Annotated in this window: 18 protein-coding genes and 1 tRNA gene; 10 read left to right on the forward strand and 9 right to left on the reverse strand. The window is 70.1% G+C overall.

Annotation, left to right across the window (positions count from 1 at the left end):
* Positions 1-169: 169 nt before the first annotated feature.
* Entirely contained in the window at positions 170-397 is a 228-nt protein-coding gene (locus tag N5096_RS12145; RefSeq protein WP_267665045.1) for a CDGSH iron-sulfur domain-containing protein, read from the forward strand.
* Positions 398-536: 139 nt separating this feature from the next.
* Here N5096_RS12145 and N5096_RS12150 read toward each other — a convergent pair whose 3' ends face one another.
* Positions 537-1,427 carry a hypothetical protein gene (locus tag N5096_RS12150; protein WP_267665046.1) on the reverse strand — a complete coding sequence of 297 codons (891 nt, stop codon included), beginning with the start codon at positions 1,425-1,427 and terminating at the stop codon, positions 537-539.
* 148 nt (positions 1,428-1,575) lie between these two features.
* Between N5096_RS12150 and N5096_RS12155 the strand changes: the two genes are divergently transcribed.
* The 3 genes from N5096_RS12155 to N5096_RS12165 all read left to right on the forward strand — a co-directional run bounded on the left by N5096_RS12155 (position 1,576) and on the right by N5096_RS12165 (position 2,778).
* A tRNA-Tyr gene (locus tag N5096_RS12155) sits at positions 1,576-1,649 on the forward strand.
* Between the two features lie 205 nt (positions 1,650-1,854).
* Complete coding sequence (locus tag N5096_RS12160; RefSeq protein ID WP_267665048.1) at positions 1,855-2,211, forward strand: nuclear transport factor 2 family protein; 357 nt, start codon at positions 1,855-1,857, stop codon at positions 2,209-2,211.
* Positions 2,212-2,307: 96 nt separating this feature from the next.
* Positions 2,308-2,778 (forward strand): universal stress protein, encoded by a 471-nt coding sequence (locus N5096_RS12165; RefSeq protein ID WP_267665049.1) that lies wholly within the window; start codon positions 2,308-2,310, stop codon positions 2,776-2,778.
* A 27-nt stretch (positions 2,779-2,805) separates the two neighbouring features.
* Here the strand turns inward: N5096_RS12165 and N5096_RS12170 are convergent, their stop codons facing one another.
* From N5096_RS12170 to N5096_RS12195, 6 genes are all read right to left on the reverse strand, one after another.
* Positions 2,806-3,447, reverse strand: coding sequence for a DJ-1/PfpI family protein (locus N5096_RS12170; protein ID WP_267665051.1), 642 nt, complete (start codon positions 3,445-3,447; stop codon positions 2,806-2,808).
* A gap of 73 nt (positions 3,448-3,520) precedes the next feature.
* Positions 3,521-6,742 (reverse strand): carbamoyl-phosphate synthase large subunit, encoded by a 3,222-nt coding sequence (gene carB / locus N5096_RS12175; RefSeq protein ID WP_267665053.1) that lies wholly within the window; start codon positions 6,740-6,742, stop codon positions 3,521-3,523.
* Positions 6,743-6,993: 251 nt separating this feature from the next.
* The gene (locus N5096_RS12180; RefSeq protein WP_267665055.1) at positions 6,994-7,209 is read right to left on the reverse strand and encodes a hypothetical protein; all 216 of its coding nucleotides are present in this window, start codon (positions 7,207-7,209) and stop codon (positions 6,994-6,996) included.
* 142 nt (positions 7,210-7,351) lie between these two features.
* Positions 7,352-7,885 carry a DUF5815 family protein gene (locus N5096_RS12185; RefSeq protein WP_267665056.1) on the reverse strand — a complete coding sequence of 178 codons (534 nt, stop codon included), beginning with the start codon at positions 7,883-7,885 and terminating at the stop codon, positions 7,352-7,354.
* A gap of 81 nt (positions 7,886-7,966) precedes the next feature.
* Positions 7,967-8,173 carry a hypothetical protein gene (locus tag N5096_RS12190; protein WP_267665057.1) on the reverse strand — a complete coding sequence of 69 codons (207 nt, stop codon included), beginning with the start codon at positions 8,171-8,173 and terminating at the stop codon, positions 7,967-7,969.
* 76 nt (positions 8,174-8,249) lie between these two features.
* Entirely contained in the window at positions 8,250-10,472 is a 2,223-nt protein-coding gene (locus tag N5096_RS12195; RefSeq protein ID WP_267665058.1) for a CDC48 family AAA ATPase, read from the reverse strand.
* A gap of 229 nt (positions 10,473-10,701) precedes the next feature.
* Between N5096_RS12195 and N5096_RS12200 the strand changes: the two genes are divergently transcribed.
* The 5 genes from N5096_RS12200 (at position 10,702) to N5096_RS12220 (ending at position 14,984) form a co-directional block, all read left to right on the forward strand.
* Entirely contained in the window at positions 10,702-10,890 is a 189-nt protein-coding gene (locus N5096_RS12200) for a hypothetical protein (protein ID WP_267665059.1), read from the forward strand.
* Positions 10,891-10,969: 79 nt separating this feature from the next.
* Positions 10,970-12,325 (forward strand): nickel pincer cofactor biosynthesis protein LarC, encoded by a 1,356-nt coding sequence (larC, locus tag N5096_RS12205; RefSeq protein ID WP_267665062.1) that lies wholly within the window; start codon positions 10,970-10,972, stop codon positions 12,323-12,325.
* A 135-nt stretch (positions 12,326-12,460) separates the two neighbouring features.
* Positions 12,461-13,765: an aspartate--tRNA(Asn) ligase gene (aspS, locus tag N5096_RS12210; protein WP_267665064.1), complete on the forward strand. Its 1,305-nt coding sequence runs from the start codon at positions 12,461-12,463 to the stop codon at positions 13,763-13,765.
* 201 nt (positions 13,766-13,966) lie between these two features.
* Positions 13,967-14,266: a hypothetical protein gene (locus N5096_RS12215; protein WP_267665066.1), complete on the forward strand. Its 300-nt coding sequence runs from the start codon at positions 13,967-13,969 to the stop codon at positions 14,264-14,266.
* A gap of 1 nt (position 14,267) precedes the next feature.
* A complete protein-coding gene (locus N5096_RS12220) occupies positions 14,268-14,984 on the forward strand; it encodes a DUF4382 domain-containing protein (RefSeq protein WP_267665068.1) in 717 nt (238 codons plus the stop codon).
* Between the two features lie 335 nt (positions 14,985-15,319).
* Here the strand turns inward: N5096_RS12220 and N5096_RS12225 are convergent, their stop codons facing one another.
* Together N5096_RS12225 and N5096_RS12230 are read right to left on the reverse strand one after the other, a co-directional pair.
* Positions 15,320-15,997, reverse strand: a complete 678-nt coding sequence (locus N5096_RS12225; RefSeq protein WP_267665069.1) for a TVP38/TMEM64 family protein — start codon at positions 15,995-15,997, stop codon at positions 15,320-15,322.
* A 64-nt stretch (positions 15,998-16,061) separates the two neighbouring features.
* Complete coding sequence (locus N5096_RS12230) at positions 16,062-16,889, reverse strand: NAD(+)/NADH kinase (protein WP_267665071.1); 828 nt, start codon at positions 16,887-16,889, stop codon at positions 16,062-16,064.
* A 121-nt stretch (positions 16,890-17,010) separates the two neighbouring features.
* Here N5096_RS12230 and N5096_RS12235 point away from each other — a divergent pair, with 121 nt between their 5' ends.
* The gene (locus tag N5096_RS12235; protein ID WP_267665073.1) at positions 17,011-18,312 is read left to right on the forward strand and encodes a KaiC domain-containing protein; all 1,302 of its coding nucleotides are present in this window, start codon (positions 17,011-17,013) and stop codon (positions 18,310-18,312) included.
* Positions 18,313-18,452 lie beyond the last annotated feature (140 nt).

Consider the following 18,452-nt stretch of genomic DNA (forward strand, 5'->3'; position numbering starts at 1 on the left):
CGTCGCGGATCGGGTCGCCGAACACCGCAGTTCCCGACGGCGCCCCGTCGCACGCCGGCGGCGCTGCCGAGAGATCGGAGCGAGTCGCCGTGCGTACTCCCGCGGCGGAAGCCGATCTGTGCGGTACCGAAGCCCGATTATTTATCCGTGTCACGTGGCAGTGTACACCATGGGAAGAGAAGTGACTCACACGGCCACCGGGCCGACGCCGGTAGGCGAAGAGGACCTCGAAGAACAGGGCGGGACGGCGTTCATCTGCCAGTGCGGGTTGTCGGATACCAAGCCGTACTGTGACGGGTCTCACAACGAGACGGACGACGAGGAGGAGGGGAAGACGTACAAGTACGTCGACGGCGAGCGGAGGGAGGTCGAGGAGATCGCATACTCCGACGAGTGAGCGGTCACCGAGCGCTGGGCGGTGTCGGACCGCGCCGCGCGCGTTCACCTGTCGTCCGTGCCGAAGCGGACCGCAGTGACCCCGTTTTCGCCCGCGAACGCCCCCGTGCCGAGTCCGGCCGGCACCGGACCTCGAGGGGTCACGACGAGAAGTCCGAGAGCGACTCGTGTGAGTCGTCGGGTCCGTCGGGTCCGTCGCTCCGTCCGCCTTCGTCCCCGTCCTCCCGGTCGCTCTCGTCGCTCTCCTCGCGGTTCTTGCCGATCGTCTCGGGCTCGTGCCACGGGTCGTCCGAGTCGACGGGCTCGACCGCGCGGTCGAGCTCGGCGGCGGAGTAGTCGCGCTCCTCGTCGAGCAGCATCGCGAGGCGTTGCCACCGGGCGCTGTGCTCCCCCTCGCCCTCCGGGCCGACGCGCGCGCCGCGAGTCTTGAAGAACCGCGTGCCGCGTCCCAGCTTCGACCCCTCGCCGGTGTGGCCGTCGAAGATCGCGTCGAACTCGCCGCCGGGCTCGAGGTCGCCGACGGGGAAGTCGTGGGCGGGCTCCTCGCCGCGCTCGCGCGCCTCGGCGCGCAGGTCCGCGACGGAGCGGAAGTACTCGTCGGCGTTGGGGCCCTCGCGGGTCGACCGCGCGCGGGCGGCCGCCAGCGCGGCGTGGATCGCGCAGAGGCGGCCCTTCCACTCGGCGGGCTCCCAGCGCTCGGTGGCGAGTTCCTCGTAGCGCTCGATCGTCAGCGCGACGTCGCTGCCGGCGCGGAGGTCCTCGACGACGTAGAGGTTGAGGCGGTCCCAGAGGTTCCAGGCGTACCCGGAGCGCGCCAGCTCCCAGGCGGCCCACGCGGCGACGTCCTCGTCGGAGCGGCGCACGGCCTTCTGGAGCAGGCTGGAGACGGTGTAGCGGCTGTACCCACCGTCGGTCTCGTTCGACTCCTTCGCCTCGCCGAAGTCGTTCTCGCCGGTCGCGTCCGGCGTCGTGTCGGTCTCCAGGCTCCCGTCGGACCCGAACGTCGCCTGTCTGTCGTCGCCGTCGGCCATACGCCCGCTCCCACCGCGAGCGACTTAAAAACCGCGCGCCGAGCGGAATGGGGATCCGGCCGCGGCCCCGAGGCGTCCGCGGTACGACGGATCACACCGCTGCTGAAAGGGAACCCTTAAGTCGAATCCGGCGGGTAGAATACGGTAACCGCCCTTAGCTCAGCCTGGTAGAGCAGTCGACTGTAGATCGACTTGTCCCCCGTTCAATTCGGGGAGGGCGGACTGAACCTCAGTACCCGTGAGCGACAGCGAACGGGTGGTTTCCGTGGGGGGATCAGATTAGCTTTGGCGTGAGGCCGGACTTCCTTTCCAGCCGAGACGGTCGAGCGCAGATCGGCTTCTCACCGGGGTCGTGAGCAAGCTGGCGAGCGCTCGAACCCTTCCGTCGAATCACAGCCTACTTGTCACGCTGCGCCGAACGCGACCCATGGGAAACGCGGATCCGGACGCCGTCCGGTCGTACTACGAGTCGATTGACGCGGACGCGTACGACTCCGTCTTCGCGCTCTTCGACGAGGACGTCGTCTACGAGCGCCCCGGGCAGGACGACATTGAGGGGATGGACGACCTCCGCCATTTCTATCTCGACGGGCGACCCCTGACGGAGGGCGCACACGAGGTCCACTCCCTGACCGCCGAGGACGACACCGTCGCGGTCAGGGGGACGTTCAGCGGCCTCCAAGACGGCGACCGAGTCGCATTCGGCTTCGCCGACTTCTTCGTGTTCACCGACGCCGGCGCCATCGGCCGCCGCTACACCTACACCGATCGCGACGAAGTGTGAGGAAACGAGGTCCCGTCGGCGAAGCGGAGCGCTCAGTTCTCAACGCAGTCATTCGGACCGACAGGGTATTTATCCCTCCCATGCAACCGTTCCGACATGACTCTCGTCGTGGTCCCGGTTCGGTTCCCGCCGTCGTCGCACTCGGAGGCGACGCTACGGGAGGCCGTCCGCGTCGCCGAGGGGCGCGACGCCGAACTCACGATCCTCCACGTGGATCTCTATCAGAACTCCGGCGGCGTCTCCCGCAGCGACCTCAAGCGCGCGGTCGAGAAGCGGATCGGTCGGCTGGACCGCGCGCGGTACGTGGTCCGCCGGGGATTCCTCGTCGAGGAGACGATCCTCGAGGAGATCGTTGCCGAGAAGGCCGACGTCGTCGTCATCGGCTCGAAGCAGGCCGGACGCTGGCGGCGCATGGTCCAGAAGCTCCTCTCCGACCCCGACATCGACTCCTTCCTCCGAAGCGAGCTCGACTGTACCGTGATCACCGTCGAGGCCGACGGCGAGACCACAAGCAACCAGTCCGACGGCGAGACGGACGCCCCGCTCCCGAACGACGGCGACGACTGACTCGGGTCGAGTTCGACCGACCGTTGGTCAGGCGCTCCCGTCCCCGGCCGCGACCCCGTAGCGACGCTCGTACTCGATGACGGTCGCGACGCGGTCAGCGACGCCCTCCCCGAACTCCCGCTCGACGAGGTACAGCGCAAGATCGATCCCGGAGGTCACCCCGCCCGCGGAGAGCAGATCGCCGTCGTCGACGACGCGCGCGTCGACGACCTCGGCGCCCGACTCGCGCAGCTCGTCGATCGCGCCGGCGTGGGTGACCACGCGGCGGCCGTCGGTGACACCGGCCTCGGCGAGCAGCATCGAGCCGGTACACACCGAGGCGATCCGCGTGCCGGCCGCGTGGTGGTCGGCGAGCGTGCGGGGCACGTCTCCCTTCTGGGCCTCCGCCCACGCGCTGGCCTCCTCGTCCCGGGCGTTCCACCCGCCGCCGGGAACGACGAGCAGGTCGGGGACGTCGTCCGCGTCCGGCTCGGGGAGGGCCGCGTCCACGCCAACGCGCGTCCCGTGGCTCGCTGTCACCGAGTCGCGCTCGTCGAGGGTTACGTACCGGACGCGCCCCGCGCGGTCCTCGCCCCCGGCGGCGTAGCCCAGCGCGTAGTCGAACACCTCGTACGGGCCGATCCCGTCGAGCTCGTCGAAGCCGTCGTACAGCAGAATGTCGACGTTCACACCGACTCGAAGGGGAGCGGGCCGGTTGTGCGTTCCCCTCCGAACCCGGCCGCGACCCGCGTTAGCTGGTCTCCTACTCGCTCGCGCCCCAGTCCTCGACGCGCTTGGGCCGGTCGGAGACCGCCATCACGTCGAGGTCGTCGCCGGCGTGTTCGAGCGCCTCTAAGGCCGCCTTCGCGGAGGCGTGCGTCGAGAAGTAGGTGATCTCCTCCTCGACGGCGACCTCGAGCAGCTCGCGCTGCCGGGAGACGATGAGGTCGATCTCGCCGCGCTTCGCGGCCTCGATCAGGTCCGTCGCCTCACTCAGGTCGAACTGCTCGGCGTACCCCGCGACCAGCGCCTCGCCGGCCTCGGTGTCGGGGTCCGGGAACTCCTCGGCGGAGAGGTCGACGACGGCGGTGCCGGACTCCGGGATCGGCTTGCTCGTCGCGTCCTGCGCCTTGTCGTACGCCTTGCCGAACGAGCGGGCGGTGCCCATCACCTCGCCGGTCGACTTCATCTCCGGGCCGAGCCGCGGGTCGGAGCCCGGCAGGCGGTCGAACGGGAGGACGACTTCCTTCACGCTGCGGTGCTCCGGGATCTGCTCGTCGACGTCGAGGTCGGCGAGCGTCAGGTCGTCGGTCATCACCTTCGCGGCGAGCTTCGCGATGGGGACGCCCGTCGCCTTCGAGACGAACGGGACCGTCCGCGAGGAGCGCGGGTTCGCCTCCAGCACGTACACCTCGCTGTCGGCGTCGTCGTCGACGCCGGTCACCGCGAGCTGGACGTTGAGCAGGCCGACCGTGCCGAGCGCGCTGGCGATGTCCTCGGTGACCTCGCGTACCCGCGCCATCGTGTCGTCGTCGAGCGAGCGCGGCGGGATCATGCAGGCGGAGTCGCCGGAGTGGACGCCCGCGCTCTCGACGTGTTCCATCACGCCGCCGAGCAGCACGTCTTCCCCGTCGGCCACCGCGTCGACGTCCAGTTCGACCGCGTCGTCGAGGAACTGGTCGATCAGGATCGGCTTGTCGGGCGAGACCCGGACCGCCTCCTCGATGTACTCCTCCAGCTCCGCGTCGCTCTCGACGACGCGCATCGCGCGACCGCCGAGGACGTAGGAGGGCCGCACGAGGACCGGGTAGCCGATGTCGTGGGCCAGCGCCAGCGCCTCGCTCTCGCTCGTCGCGGTGCCGCCTTCCGGCTGGGCGGTCCCCATCTCGTCCATGAGGACGTTGAAGCGGTCGCGGTCCTCGGCGAGGTCCATCGCTTCGACGCTCGTCCCCAGGATCGAGCAGTCGAGCCCGCGACGCTCGAGCTCCGCCTCGAGCGGTTCGCCGATGTTCACCGACGTCTGCCCGCCGAACTGCACCATCACGCCGTCGGCACCGGTCGCCTCGGCCACGTCGGCGACCTCCTCGGCGGTTATCGGGTCGAAGAACAGCCCGTCGGAGGTGTCGTAGTCGGTCGAGACGGTCTCGGGGTTGTTGTTGACCACGTGCGCCTCGATGCCGAGCTCGCGGAGCGCCTGGATCGCGTGGACCGAGCAGTAGTCGAACTCGACGCCCTGTCCGATCCGGATCGGGCCGCCGCCGACCACGACAACGCTGTCGACGCTCTTGTCGACGACGAGCTCGCCCGCCGCGGCGTCGCCTTTCAGCGGCCCGCGATTGAACTCCGACTGGCGGGCGGAGTAGTAGTAGGGAGTCTGGGCGGCGAACTCGCCGGCGCAGGTGTCGACCTGTTTATAAGAGCGACCGGGGACGTCCTCCTCGACCGCGCCCACGTCGACGTCGCCGCCGGCGAGCGCGGCGATCTCCGCGTTCGTGTGACCCGCGGTGGCCGCCTGCGTGAACTCGCCGTCCTGCGCGGCCTGCGCGGAGTCGCTGACGCGCTCGAACCGCTCGAGGTACCACGGCTTGATGCCGGTCATGTCCTCAACGTCCGCGACGGTGTAGCCGCGGTCGAACGCCTCGAAGATCGCGTACGGGCGGTCCGGCGAGGGACGGACGAGGTACTCGGTCTCCAAGGTGTCGTCGTCCACCGCGGCCCAGTCGACGGCCGGGTCGTACTCGGAGGAGCGGAGCGACTTCAGCAGGCTCTCCTCGAAGTTCCGGCCGATCGACATCGCCTCTCCCGTCGATTTCATCGCCGTGCCGAGCTCGAAGTCGACGTCGTCGAACTTGTCGATGGGCCAGCGCGGCACCTTCGTCACCACGTAGTCGATGGCGGGCTCGAAGGCGGCGGTCGTCTCGCCGGTGATCTCGTTGTCGATCTCGTGGAGCCGCTTGCCGAGCGCGACCTTCGCCGTGACGCGGGCGATCGGGTAGCCGGTCGCCTTCGACGCGAGCGCCGAGGAGCGAGAGACGCGCGGGTTCACCTCCACGACGCGGTACTCGCCGCCCGGCGTCCCGTCGTCGTGCCACGCGAACTGGATGTTGCAGCCCCCCTCGATGCCCAGGTCGCGGATCACTTCGAGCGCCGCGTTGCGCATCTCCTGGTGCCCGTCGTCGGGGATGACCTGCGAGGGGGTGACGACTGTCGACTCCCCAGTGTGGATCCCCATCGGGTCGATGTTCTCCATGTTGCAGATGATGATACAGGAGTCGTCGGCGTCCCGCATCACCTCGTACTCGAGCTCGACCCAGCCCGCGATGGACTCGGTTATCAGCACCTCGCTGTTCCGCGAGAGGCGGAGCCCCTTGCGGACGCGCTCCACGAGCTCCTCGAAGTCGTCGACGACCCCGGAACCGGAGCCGCCGAGGGTGTACGTCGTCCGGGCGATGACGGGAAGCCCGCCGACCTCGTCGACCGCCTCCTGTACGTGCTCGCGGAAGGCGTCCTCGTCGAAGTCGGTGACCGACTCGCCCTCGTCGAGCGAGATAGTCGTCGAGGCGGGTACCGGCTGGCCCAGACCCTCCATCCGCTGGCGGAACAGGTCGCGGTCCTCCGTCGCGTAGATGGTGTCGAGCGGGGTCCCCATCACCTCGACGTCGTACTCCTCCAGAATGTCTTCCTCGGCGAGCTCGGCGGTGACGTTGAGTCCGGTCTGCCCGCCGAGCCCGGCGATGACGCCGTCGGGCTCCTCGATCCGGATGACCTCCGAGATCGCCTCGGGCGTGATCGGCTCGATGTACACCCGGTCTGCGGTCTCCGGGTCGGTCATGATCGTCGCGGGGTTCGAGTTCACCAGCACGACGCGGGCCCCCTCCTCTTGGAGGGCGCGACACGCCTGCGCGCCGGAGTAGTCGAACTCGGCCGCCTGTCCGATCTGGATCGGTCCGCTACCGATGAGTAGTATGGTCCGGTCCTCGCTCATTATCGCGACGGAGTACGCTCATCGTAATAAGGCCGGCGGTAGAGTACGAATCTCGCAGCGATTTTGCGATTTTCGCAAGTTACGGTATCCCATGATGGACGAGAACGAGTGGCACAGATCTCGACGGGAGCCCGGGCGACGGCCGCAGCGCTTTTAAAAACAGGTGACGGTGCCCTCTCGCTCACGGCGACTCCGGCGTCTCGCGGATGCGGTCGGTCGCGACCCGGATCGACCGGCCGAGTGTCCCTCGCTCAGGTCTCCAGCCGGTACCGGTACGGCCGGTCCGCGATGACCTCGACCTCGCCGCGCTCGGCCCAGCGGCCCAGCACGGTCGCGACGCGGTGCGGGCTGTCGATCTCCTCGCATCCGTCGGCGAGCGCGAGAATCTCCCGGGCCGTCAGCGGCTCGTCGGCCTCAGCGAGCACACCGCGAATCCGGTCGTACCGGTCGTATTCACCGGTCCTCATGCGTCTTACGTACGGCACCCGCACATATAGGGTTCAGTGAGACAGGAGTCGGACAACCGTCTGACACGAGGGCCGAGACGGGGCTTTTCGGCGGGATGAGCCCCGACGAACTCTCAGTTTAAAACGGCACCGAGTCCCGCGGTCAGGCGTACGGGTCCTCGGCCTCGAGGTCGCGCTCGGCGCGGTACTGCTCGACGAACTCGCTCACGTCGAACTCGACCATCTCGCGCTCGAACGCGGAGAGCGCCTCGTCGTCGTCGGCGTGGCTCACCGCGTGTTCCATCAGCTCGACGACGAGCTCGACGACGATCTCGTGGAGCCGCCGCGAGTCGAACTCGGTCACCCACGCCATCGCGTAGCCGACATCGCCGTCCTCGCTGGCGTCGTGGGCGACGACGGCCTCCGGGAACTCCTCCAGCACGACGCCGAGCAGGTGCGGCGTGTCGAACTCCGGCATCTCCTCGCTGGTCGTCTCGATCGCCTCGCGGAGCACCTCGACGAGGAAGTCGGGGAGGAACCGCTCCGGGGGATGGACGTCCATCACGACCGCGTGTGTCTCGCCGCAGTCGCACTCGAGCTCGCGCATCCCCAGGTCCAGCTCGCCGGCCGCCATCGTCCGCCCGCAGGGCAGCTCCAGCGTGTTCTCGTCGTCGCCCGGGACGCGCGGCTGGGACATGGACCTACTTGGTCGCTGTCGAGGTTAAAAGGAGCGGAACGCGACGATTGCGGGTCGAGACCGGGGTCCGAACCGAGGCGGCTACTCGGGGTCGCGTTCGGGTTCCTCGCGGCCGGAGCCGCGGTCGGCGCGGCCTCCGTGCGTCTCCACCTGGGCTTCGATCTCGATCTCGACGCCGCCGGCCTCGTAGCTCGCCTCGACGAGCTCGGCGTCGTCGCGCTCGATCTCCAGCTCGTCGCTGTCGACCTCCACCTCGACCTCCACGTCGACGGTGACGTCTTCTGACATGGCCGACTCCCGCTACGGGCCTCGAACGCAAAAACGGTCGCCGGCGAGCGAGCCGACCGCGGAAGCGAGCCGGTCGCTACTGGAACCCGACCCGGCCGCCAGTGTCGCGGATCGCGTTGCCGCTGCCGCCCTTGAACTGCTCTTCGACCTCCTCGTAGTACGCGAGGATGTCGTCGTTGATCGTGGGGCGCACCGACTCCAGCGCGCGCCGGAAGTGCTTCATCTCGACCTCCTCGGCGTCGTCGTCGTCGCGTAGCGCCTCGATGGCGGCCTCGCGGGCGATCCCCTCCAGGTCGGAGCCGACGTAGCCGTCCGTGATCTCCGCGACCTCGCGGAGGGTCACGTCGGGCGCGAGCGGCGTGTCCTGGGTGTGGATGTCGAGGATCTGTTCGCGGCCCTCTTGGTCCGGCTGGCCGATCATCACGAGCCGGTCGAACCGGCCGGAGCGCAGCAGCGCGGGGTCGATCATGTCCGGGCGGTTGGTGGCGCCGATCACCATCACGTCGCCCATGTCCTCTAACCCGTCGAGCTCGGTGAGCAGTTGGTTGACCACGCGCTCGGAGACGTTGTTGCCCGCCTCCTGCCCGCGCGAGGGCGCGAGGCTGTCGAGTTCGTCGAAGAAGATGATCGTCGGGCTCACCTGCCGGGCCTTCCGGAAGGTCTGCCGGATCGCCTTCTCCGACTCGCCGACCCACTTCGAGAGCAGCTGCGGTCCCCTGACCGAGATGAAGTTCGCGTTCGTCTCGTTGGCGACCGCCTTCGCCATCAGCGTCTTCCCCGTGCCGGGCGGCCCGTACAGCAGGACGCCCTTGGGGGCGTCGACGCCCATGCGGTCGAACTTCTCCGGCGAGGTGAGCGGCCACTCCACGGACTCCTGCACCTGCTCTTTGGCGCTGTTGAGCCCGCCGACGTCGTCCCACGAGATCTTCGGGAGCTCGACGAGGACCTCCCGCATCGCCGAGGGCTCCACCTCGTTGAGCGCGCCGCCGAAGTCGTCCTGCTTGACGATCATCCGGTCGATCAGGCTCGGCGGGACCTCCTCGTCGTCCAAGTCGATCTCGGGGAGGTAGCGCCGGAGCGCCTTCATCGCGGCCTCCTTCGTCAGGCTCTCGATGTCGGCGCCGACGAACCCGTGCGTCTCGTCGGCGAGGTGGTCGAGGGAGACGTCGTCCGAGAGCGGCATCCCGCGGGTGTGGATCTGGAGGATCTCCTTACGCCCCACCTCGTCGGGGACGCCGATCTCGATCTCGCGGTCGAAGCGCCCGGGGCGCCGGAGCGCCGGGTCCACGCTGTCGACGCGGTTGGTCGCCCCGATGACGACCACCTGTCCGCGCGTCTCGAGGCCGTCCATCATCGTCAGCAGCTGGGCGACGACGCGGCGCTCGACCTCACCGGTGACGTCCTCGCGCTTGGGCGCGATCGAGTCGAGCTCGTCGATGAAGATGATGCTGGGGCTCTCCTCTTTGGCGTCCTCGAAGATCTCCCGGAGCTGCTGTTCGGACTCGCCGTAGTACTTCGAGATGATCTCCGGGCCGGCGATCGAGAAGAACGACGCCGAGGTCTCGTTGGCGACCGCCTTCGCGAGCAGCGTCTTCCCGGTGCCCGGCGGGCCGTGCAGGAGGACGCCCTGCGGCGGCTCGATCCCGAGCTTCGAGAAGATCTGCGGGTGTTTCATCGGCAGCTCGACCATCTCGCGGACGCGCTGGATCTCGTTTTGGAGCCCGCCGATGTCCTCGTAGGTGATCCCGCCGCCGGTCTTCTCGAAGCCGGAGATCGGCTCTTCTCGGAGCTCGACCTCGGTGTCCTCGGTGATCAGACAGACGCCGTCGGGCTCCGTCTCCACCGCGATCAGCGGGATCGCCTGCCCGGGCGACCGCATGAACGGGTGGTTCGTCGAGGACATCACGGGGACGATGTCGCGCTCGACGACCGGGCGCTTGAGGATCTGGCGTTTCACCATGCCGGCGGCGTCGGAGCCGAACTGGACCGAGGCCTCCTCGGGCGGGGCCAACACGAGCTTGTCGGCCTTCTCGGCCTCGGCCTTGCGGATGGTCACGCGCTCGCCGATGCCGACGTCGGCGTTCTGCCGGGTGAACCCGTCGACGCGGACCGTGTCGGTGTTCCAGTCCTGGCGGTCCGCGCGCCAGACCTTCGCGGCGGTCGTCTCCGCGCCCTCGATCTCGATGATGTCGCCGGGCGAGAGCTTGAGGTGCAACAGCGTGTCGGGGTCGAGTCGGGCGATGCCGCGGCCCGAGTCGTTCGGGTACGCCTTCGCCACTTCGAGTTGGACTTCGTTCATGGTTCCTCGCGGGGGTTACTCGTATCTCCTCCCGGTTCGGGAATAAGCCTGTTGCCGGTGGCGGCGCCGCCGATCCGCCCCGGGGAACCGGGGGGCGCGGCAGACTGTGCTATCATATGTCACGGTACGGAACCCTCACTTAAAACGCCGTCGTAAGCGTGCGTTTTCGCCGTCGTTCCGGCGGCGAGCCCTCCCGACGCTTTTTGCTCGCTCGGTGCGAGGTCAGGTCGTGCTCGACTCCCTCTCCGGGCCGATGCGCTCGCTGCTCTCCCGGGTCGCCTTCCTCGCGGCCGGCGCGCTCGTCGGCCTCGGGCTGTACGCGCTCGGCGTCGGCGGCGTCTTCGCCGTCCCGCTCGCGGTGGTCGGGGCCCTGGTGATCGGCGAACTGTACCTGTTCGCGCTCGCCGAGGCCTCGTAGCGCCGCCGTCGTCGAGGCCGGTTCGAACGCGCGCCCCCGGACCACGGGGTATTTGTCCCGCGATCGCCTCCGGTCTGCCATGCGAACGCTCGCCTTCGACGGCCGGACCGGCGCCGCCGGCGACATGGTCTGCGCCGCGCTGATCGCGGCCGGCGCCGACCCCGCGGTCCTCTCGCCCGTGAGCGACCGGCTCCCGGTACGGTACGAGGTCGGGGAGACGACGAGGAACGGGATCCGGGCGACGACCGTCGACGTGCTTCTCGACGGCGCGGAGGGCGGAGAGGCGGGGAGCGACGGCGGAGAGGCGGGGAGCGACGACGCCCACGGTCACGGGCACGGCCACAGCCACGCCCACCGTCACGAGCACGACCGGGAGCACGCGGACCACGCCGAGGGCGCGGGCGTCCACCGAACCTACCACGAGGTCGTCGCGCTCGTGGAGTCGATGGACCTCCCCGAGTCCGTCGAGTCGGTCGCGCTCGACGCCTTCGAGCGCCTCGGCCGCGCGGAGGCGTCGGTCCACGGGACGGACCTCGACGGGACGCGCTTTCACGAGGTCGGTGCGGACGACGCGATCGCGGACGTGGTCGGCGCGGCGCTCCTGATAAACGATCTCGGCCCCGACCGCGTCGTGACGACCCCCGTCGCCGCGGGCGGCGGCGAGGTCGAGATGAGCCACGGCGTCTACCCGGTCCCAGCGCCGGCGACGACCGAGATCGCGGCGGGCGCCGACTTCTCGGTGGTCGGCGGCCCTGTCGACCGCGAGCTGCTTACCCCGACCGGGGCCGCGGTCCTCGCCGCCGTCGCCGAGGGCGTCGACCGGCTGCCACCCCTCGACGTCGACGCCGCGGGCTACGGAGCGGGCGACGCGACCTTCCCCGACCACCCGAACGCGCTCCGCATCCTCGTCGGCGACGGCGGGGAGGCGAAGGGGGAGACCGCGACCGACCCCGACGGTCACGGGCTCGTCCGCGACGATATCGCGGTGTTGGAGACGAACCTCGACGACGCGTCGCCGGAGGCGCTCGGCGGGCTCCAGGAGGCCCTCTCGCGCGCCGGCGCCCGCGACGTGACGGTCGTGCCGACGACGATGAAGAAGTCGCGGCCGGGCCACCTCGTGAAGGTCATCTGCAAGCCCGAGGACGCCGAGGCGGTCGCGGAGCGGCTCGCCCGCGAGACGGGGACCCTCGGCGTCCGCCAGTCGGGCGCGAGCCACCGGTGGATCGCCGAGCGCGCCTTCGAGACGGCGACGCTCGCGATCGACGGCGACGAGCACGAGGTGTCGGTGAAGGTCTCCTCGACCGCCGACGGCGACGTCTACGACGTGAGCGCCGAGTACGACGACGCGGCTGCGGTCGCCGAGGCCACGGGGCTCCCGATCCGGGACGCGCTCCGCCGGGCCGAAGCGCGGGTGCGCGAGTCGATCGGCGAGTAGCTCGCCGACGCGATGCTCGGCCAAGCGACCGCCGAGAATCCGGGTCGAGACCGCCGTGCGCGACGAGTTCCGCTGACCGCGAGACGACAGGCCTATGCCGAACGCCCGACCAGTTGCGCGTAAGCAGCCACCGTCATGATCGAGCGAATCCACACGTCGGACGTCGAACCGGACGCGGACGAGGTCGCCATCGCCGGCCACGTCCACGAGATCCGCGACCTGGGAGGCCTCGTCTTCCTCATCGTGCGCGACCGCGAGGGGCTCATCCAGGTCGTCTTCAAGGAGGAGCGCGAGCCGGAGCTGTTCGAGGCCGTCCAAGACGTCGGCGCCGAATACGTCGTTCGCGTCGTCGGCGAGCCGCTGGAGAGCGACCAAGCGCCCGGCGGCGTCGAGATCGCCCCGACCGAGTACGAGGTCATCGACGAGGCCGGCTCCCCGCTCCCGCTGGAGATCTCGAAGGACATCGAGGTCGACCTCTCGACCCGGCTCGACAACCGCGCGCTCGACCTCCGGAAGCCGGAGACGCTCGCGGTCTTCTCCCTGCGCTCGAAGCTGATGACGGCGATGGAGGAGTGGTTCGACGACGAGGGGTTCGTCGACATCAAGACCCCGCTCATCTCGAAGGGCGGCGCCGAGGGCGGCGCGGAGCTGTTCCCGATCCTCTACTACAACAAGGATGCGTTCCTCTCGCAGAGCCCCCAGCTGTACAAGCAGATGCTGATGGCGTCGGGGTACGAGGCCGTCTACGAGACCGGGACCGCGTTCCGCGCCGAGGACTTCGCGACCTCCCGCCACGTCTCCGAGATCTCGATGTTCGACGTCGAGCTCGCGTACATCGAGGACCACGACGACGTGATGGACGTCCAAGAGGAGTCGCTGCGGTACGCGCTCCGCGAGGCCGCGGAGAGCGCTCAGCGCGAGCTCGACCTCCTCGACGTCGACATTGACGTCCCCGAAGAGGACTTCCCCCGGATCACCTTCGACGAGGCGCTCGACATCCTCGAGACCGAGTTCGGGCACTTCCCGGACGACCCGACCGACCTCGACACGAAAGGCGAGAAGCTGCTCGGCGAGCATTTCGACGAGCGGGGCCACCCCGCCTTCTTCGTCGTCGGCTACCCCGACGAGAAGTTCTACTACATGCAGGACGTCGAGGGCGACGAGATCGCCTCGCGGAAGTTCGACCTCATTTATAAGGGCCAAGAGCTCTCCTCGGGCGGCCAGCGCGAGCACGACGTCGACCGCATGATCGAGGTCATGGAGGAGGAGGGCGTCGAGACGGCCAACTTCGAGTTCTACATCGAGGCGCTCAGCTTCGGCACTCCGCCTCACGGCGGCTACGGGCTCGGCATCGACCGGCTCGTCCAGAAGGTCGCCGACCTCGACAACATCAAGGAGGCGATCATGTTCCCGCGCGACCCGAATCGGCTGGAGCCCTGACCGTTCCTGACGCGGTCCGCGCCCGCGCTGTTGACCGCGATCCTCCGCCGGCTTTTTATAAGTAATCGCCGGTTACCTCGCTTGGAACAGGAATCGCGGCCGTCGAACCGCCTCCCGTCGATTAAACCGGTTTAATTCGGACGTAAATGGGCTGAACGGCTTGCGGTATTAAAACCTGTAGAGGCCAGAGCCGGAATCGTCATGAACGCGATCCGAACGACGCTAATCGTGGCGCTCGCCACGGTGGTACTGATCGGGACCGGCGCGGTCGCCGGTGCCGTCGCGGCGACGCCCGGCCCGGACGACGCCTCGGGCGACGCGGGCCCGCCGAGCGACCTGCCGGACCAGGTGCCCGACTTCGTCGGCGACGTCTTGAGTAGCGTGAACGACTTCCTCTCGGGCGGCGTCGACGATCTCGGCGAGACCGTGAGCGGGATCGCCGGCAGCGGCGACGACGCCGCGACCGATGACGGCGAGACCGACGACGAGGGGGGCGCGTAACGTGACGGACCGCACGCCCGACGCCGGCGCCTCCGACCGCGACGCGCTGTCGCGCCGGACCTACCTGCAGGCGACCGGCGCCGCGGCGCTCGGGGCGACCGGCCTCGCCGGCTGCGTCGGCAAGGCGACCGGAACGCTCGCGACCCGCGTGACCGACCAACCGGCCGACATCGGCGACTTCGAGTCGCTCGTGGTCACCATCGAGGGGATCTGGCTCGGGCCCGAGGGCGCTGAGAGCGGCGCGGACGGGAACGAGACGGACGACGGGAGCGGAACCGACGGCGACGACGCCGACGGCAACGAGACCGACGAAGCGGGCGAGAGCGAACCCGCCGGCCGCGAGTACCAGGAGTTCGACGAGCCGAAGGAGGCGGACCTCGTCCGGCTGCAGGACGGCGAGACGCAGCTGATCGACGAGCGCGAGCTGTCCGTGGCCACGTACCGGTTCCTCCAGCTCGACGTCTCGAACGTCGACGGCACCCTGGAGGGCGGCGACGAGGCCGAGGTCGACCTCCCGGGGAACGCCCCACTCACGTTCAACGAGGCGTTCGAGGTCCGCGAGAACACCCGGACGAGCTTCACCGCCGACTTCGCGCCGGTGCGGCGCGGGACCGGCTCGTACCTCCTCCGCCCGGTCCCGCGCGGGATCGACGTCTCCTACGAGGAGACCGGCGGCGAGGGGGGCGACGGAAGCGACGGCGGCGACGGAAGCGAGTAGCGTACGGCGAGGACCGACGGAGCGCAGCGCCCCCGGTCCCCCGTTGAAGCCGCGTTCGGTCGGCGCGCCCCTCCGGCGCCGCGGCTTCGGGGTTAGGGCTGGGACGGTCCCGGGAATCGGGGACCGGGGGAATGCACGCTCGCATCGGTCCTCACAGAGGCACACGACTCGGTTCGGCCGTTCGGAGACACGGCGTCGCCGAGCGGTCGATGACGTCCCACGCACGGTCCCGGTCTCGATCGGGACCACCGAATCACGGCGGTCGCCCTGCCGCGGTCCGGCACGGCGACCCGTCGCAGCCGCGATCCCTGCCTGCTGTTCGCCCGCCGAGGCGGTTACGCCCTTGACGCGGGCTCTTCTCGGAGGAACGTCCGATACGCCGGCCCGGCGAGCAGCAGCGCTCCGACGCCCGCCATCGCGACCAGCACCGTCGGGTCGACCGTGGAGAGGTCGCCCGCCGCGAGCCGGTCGAGCGAGACGCCGACGGCGACGCCGACGATCACCCACGGGAGCTCGCCGGCCGCGGTCCCGAGGAGGAACGGTCGCGTGCGGATCCCCGCGGCGCCCGCGCCGACCGAGACCGCGTCGGAGGGCAGCGGGAGCAGCCGGGCGGCCGTCACGGCCCGGACGCTCCCGGTCTCCGTCGCCAGCCGCTCGCCGGCGTCGCAGAGCCGGTCCGCGGCCTGCCAAGCGCCCCGAGCCCGGACCCGGCCCGTCCGGGCGAGGATGTAGGGGAGGACCGCCGTCGCCACGAGGAGGGCGACGCCGAGCGGGACCCCGACCCAGCCGTACCCGAAGCCGACCGCCGCGGCGAGGAGCGTCGTCGGCCACGCCAGGACGGGCCTGACGGCGGTCAGCGCGAGCAGCGCGACCCCGTACCGGACCGGGTCGGCGGCGAGGAGCGAGAGCCGCGCGAGGGCGACCTCCGGGGAGGCAAGCCAGGCGGCCCCCGCCGCGCCAGCGGCGGCGACGCCCGCGACGACGTACCCGAGCAGGACGAACCGACGGTTCACGGCCGACGGTTCGCTCCGGGGGATAAACGCTTTGCGGCCGCGGTCGGCGCTCGGTGCCGCGGGCTCACGAGAGCTTCCCCAGGGCCTCGAAGAAGTCCGACGGCGGGCCGGCGATCCGCATCGGCGGCGACGTCCGCTCGACGGTCACCTCGACCGGGGCCTCCAGGCTCGTCTTGTTCCGTCCGTCACTGACGACGACGGCCTCCTCGACGCCCTCGACCGCAACAGTGATCTCGGCGTCGACGCCGACGACGAGCGGCGGCATCCCCGGCTCGGCCGCCATCTCGTTCACGACGAGCCCGCTCACGCCCGGGCCGACGAGGGGTCCCCGCTCCGAGAGGTTGTACGCGCTCGAGCCGGTCGGCGTCGCGACGAGGACGCCGTCGGCGTGCCCCCCGGAGTAGCGGCTCCCGTCGACGCGCACCTCGTAGTCGACCCCGGCGCCGGGGCCACGGCGGTCGCTCTGGACCACGATCTCGTTGGCCGCCGGGACCGAGGCCCAATCGCCCGCCCGCGCCGCGAGCCGCGGCGCCTCGCGGACGTCCGGCTCACCCCGGCCGAACGCCTCGACCTCGGCGATGACGGCCTCCTCGGCGTCCGCCGGCGAGACCGCGTTGAGGAACCCCACCTCGCCGAGGTTGACGCCGACGATCGGGGTGTCGCCGGCGTTGCGCGCGACGAAGAGGAACGTCCCGTCGCCGCCGACCGCGACGGCGAGGTCGCAGTCCGCGAGAGCGTCGACCGAGCGGCCGCGGTCGCCCTCGCCGAGCGCGTCGGCCGTCTCCGCGTCGAGCCAGACCGACTCGCCGGCGTCGACGATCGCGTCGCGTAGCGCCGCCGCGAGGCTCACCGCTCGCTCGCTTCCCTTCCGCGCAACGATGCCGACCTCCATGTGTCACCGGTTCTCGCCGGCCGACAAAAGGATGCGGACTCCGACCCCGGGTTCCGGAAAGTTTCAAGCCGACCCACCACGTTGCCCGAGACATGTCGACCGCCCACGGCCGACTGGAACGATGAGCGAGGAGGACGACTGGTTCGAGCGCGCCCTGCGCGACCTCGACGAGGAGTCCGACCGCTCGGCTGACACCGAGGGCGACGAGACCGCCGACGGCGAGGGCGACGAGACCGCCGACGGCGAGGGCGACGACGCGCCTGAGCCCGCCGCGGGAGGAGAGCGCCCCGCAGCCGACGAGGACGACCCGTTCGGCGGCGTCCGCGACGGGCCGGGCGGGACCGAACCGGACGACGCCGGAGACGAGAGCGACCCCTTCGGCGGCGGGTCGTTCGGCGACGCCGACCCGTTCGGAGGCGAGGACGCCGGTAGCGGGGCGCCCGGAGAGGACCCCGGCGGCGGCTTCGGCGAGACCGACTTCGGCGCCGACCCCGGAGAGGGCGGCCCCGGTGACCCGGAGCCGCCCGCGACGGACGAGGGCGCCGGGGCCCCGTTCGGCGGCGCCGACGACGAGGGGGGCGAGGACCCGTTCGGCGGGTACCGGGGGGACACCTCGGCAGAGTCGGACGACTTCGGCTTCGGCGACTTCGACGGCGGCGGTGACGGCGCGGGCGGCGGCGGAACCGAGACGGAGTTCGACGTCGACCCCGACGAGTTCGAGTCGGCGATCGACCGCACCGACATCGGGATCGACGGGCTCGACGACATGATCCTGGGCGGGGTCCCGAGCCGCTCCCTGCTCTCCGTCATCGGCGGGGCGGGGACGGGGAAGACGACGTTCGCGCTCCAGTTCCTCAACGAGGCGCTCGAGTCCGACGAGAAGGGCGTCTACATCACGCTGGAGCAGACGCGCGAGTCGATCTTCTCGACCGCCGAGGAGAAGGGGTGGTCGTTCCGCGAGGCCGCCGACGAGGACCGGCTCGCCGTGGTCGCGATCGACCCGATCGAGATGGCGAACTCGCTCGCGTCGATCCGGAACGACCTCACCCGCCTGATCGCCGAGTTCGACGCGGACCGGCTGGTGCTCGACTCCGTCTCGCTCTTGGAGATGATGTACGACCACCCGGCGAAGCGCCGCTCGGAGGTGTTCGGGTTCACCCGGTCGCTGAAGGACGCCGGCGTGACGACGCTGCTGACCTCCGAGGCGAGCCAGGAGACGTCGTACGCCTCCCGACACGGGATCGTCGAGTACCTCACCGACGCGGTGTTCGTGCTCCAGTACGTCCGCGGTTCGGACTTCCGGGAGACGCGGCTCGCCGTCGAGATCCAGAAGATCCGCGACGCGAACCACTCCCGCGAGACCAAGCCCTACGAGATCACCGACACCGGCATCTCCGTCTACGGGCAGGCGAACATCTTCTGACGGCATTCCGATGCGCGGCGGAGTGGTTTTATAAGTCGCATCGTGAAACGAGTCGTCATGCCCTCCGCGAGCACGGTCTCCGTCTCCTCCCGCCGAGCGCTCGGAGTCGGTCTACTCGGCGGGCTCGCCCACCTAATCGT

The sequence above is a fragment of the Halorubrum yunnanense genome, assembly GCF_026586675.1.
GTDB classification, from domain to species: Archaea; Halobacteriota; Halobacteria; order Halobacteriales; family Haloferacaceae; genus Halorubrum; species Halorubrum yunnanense.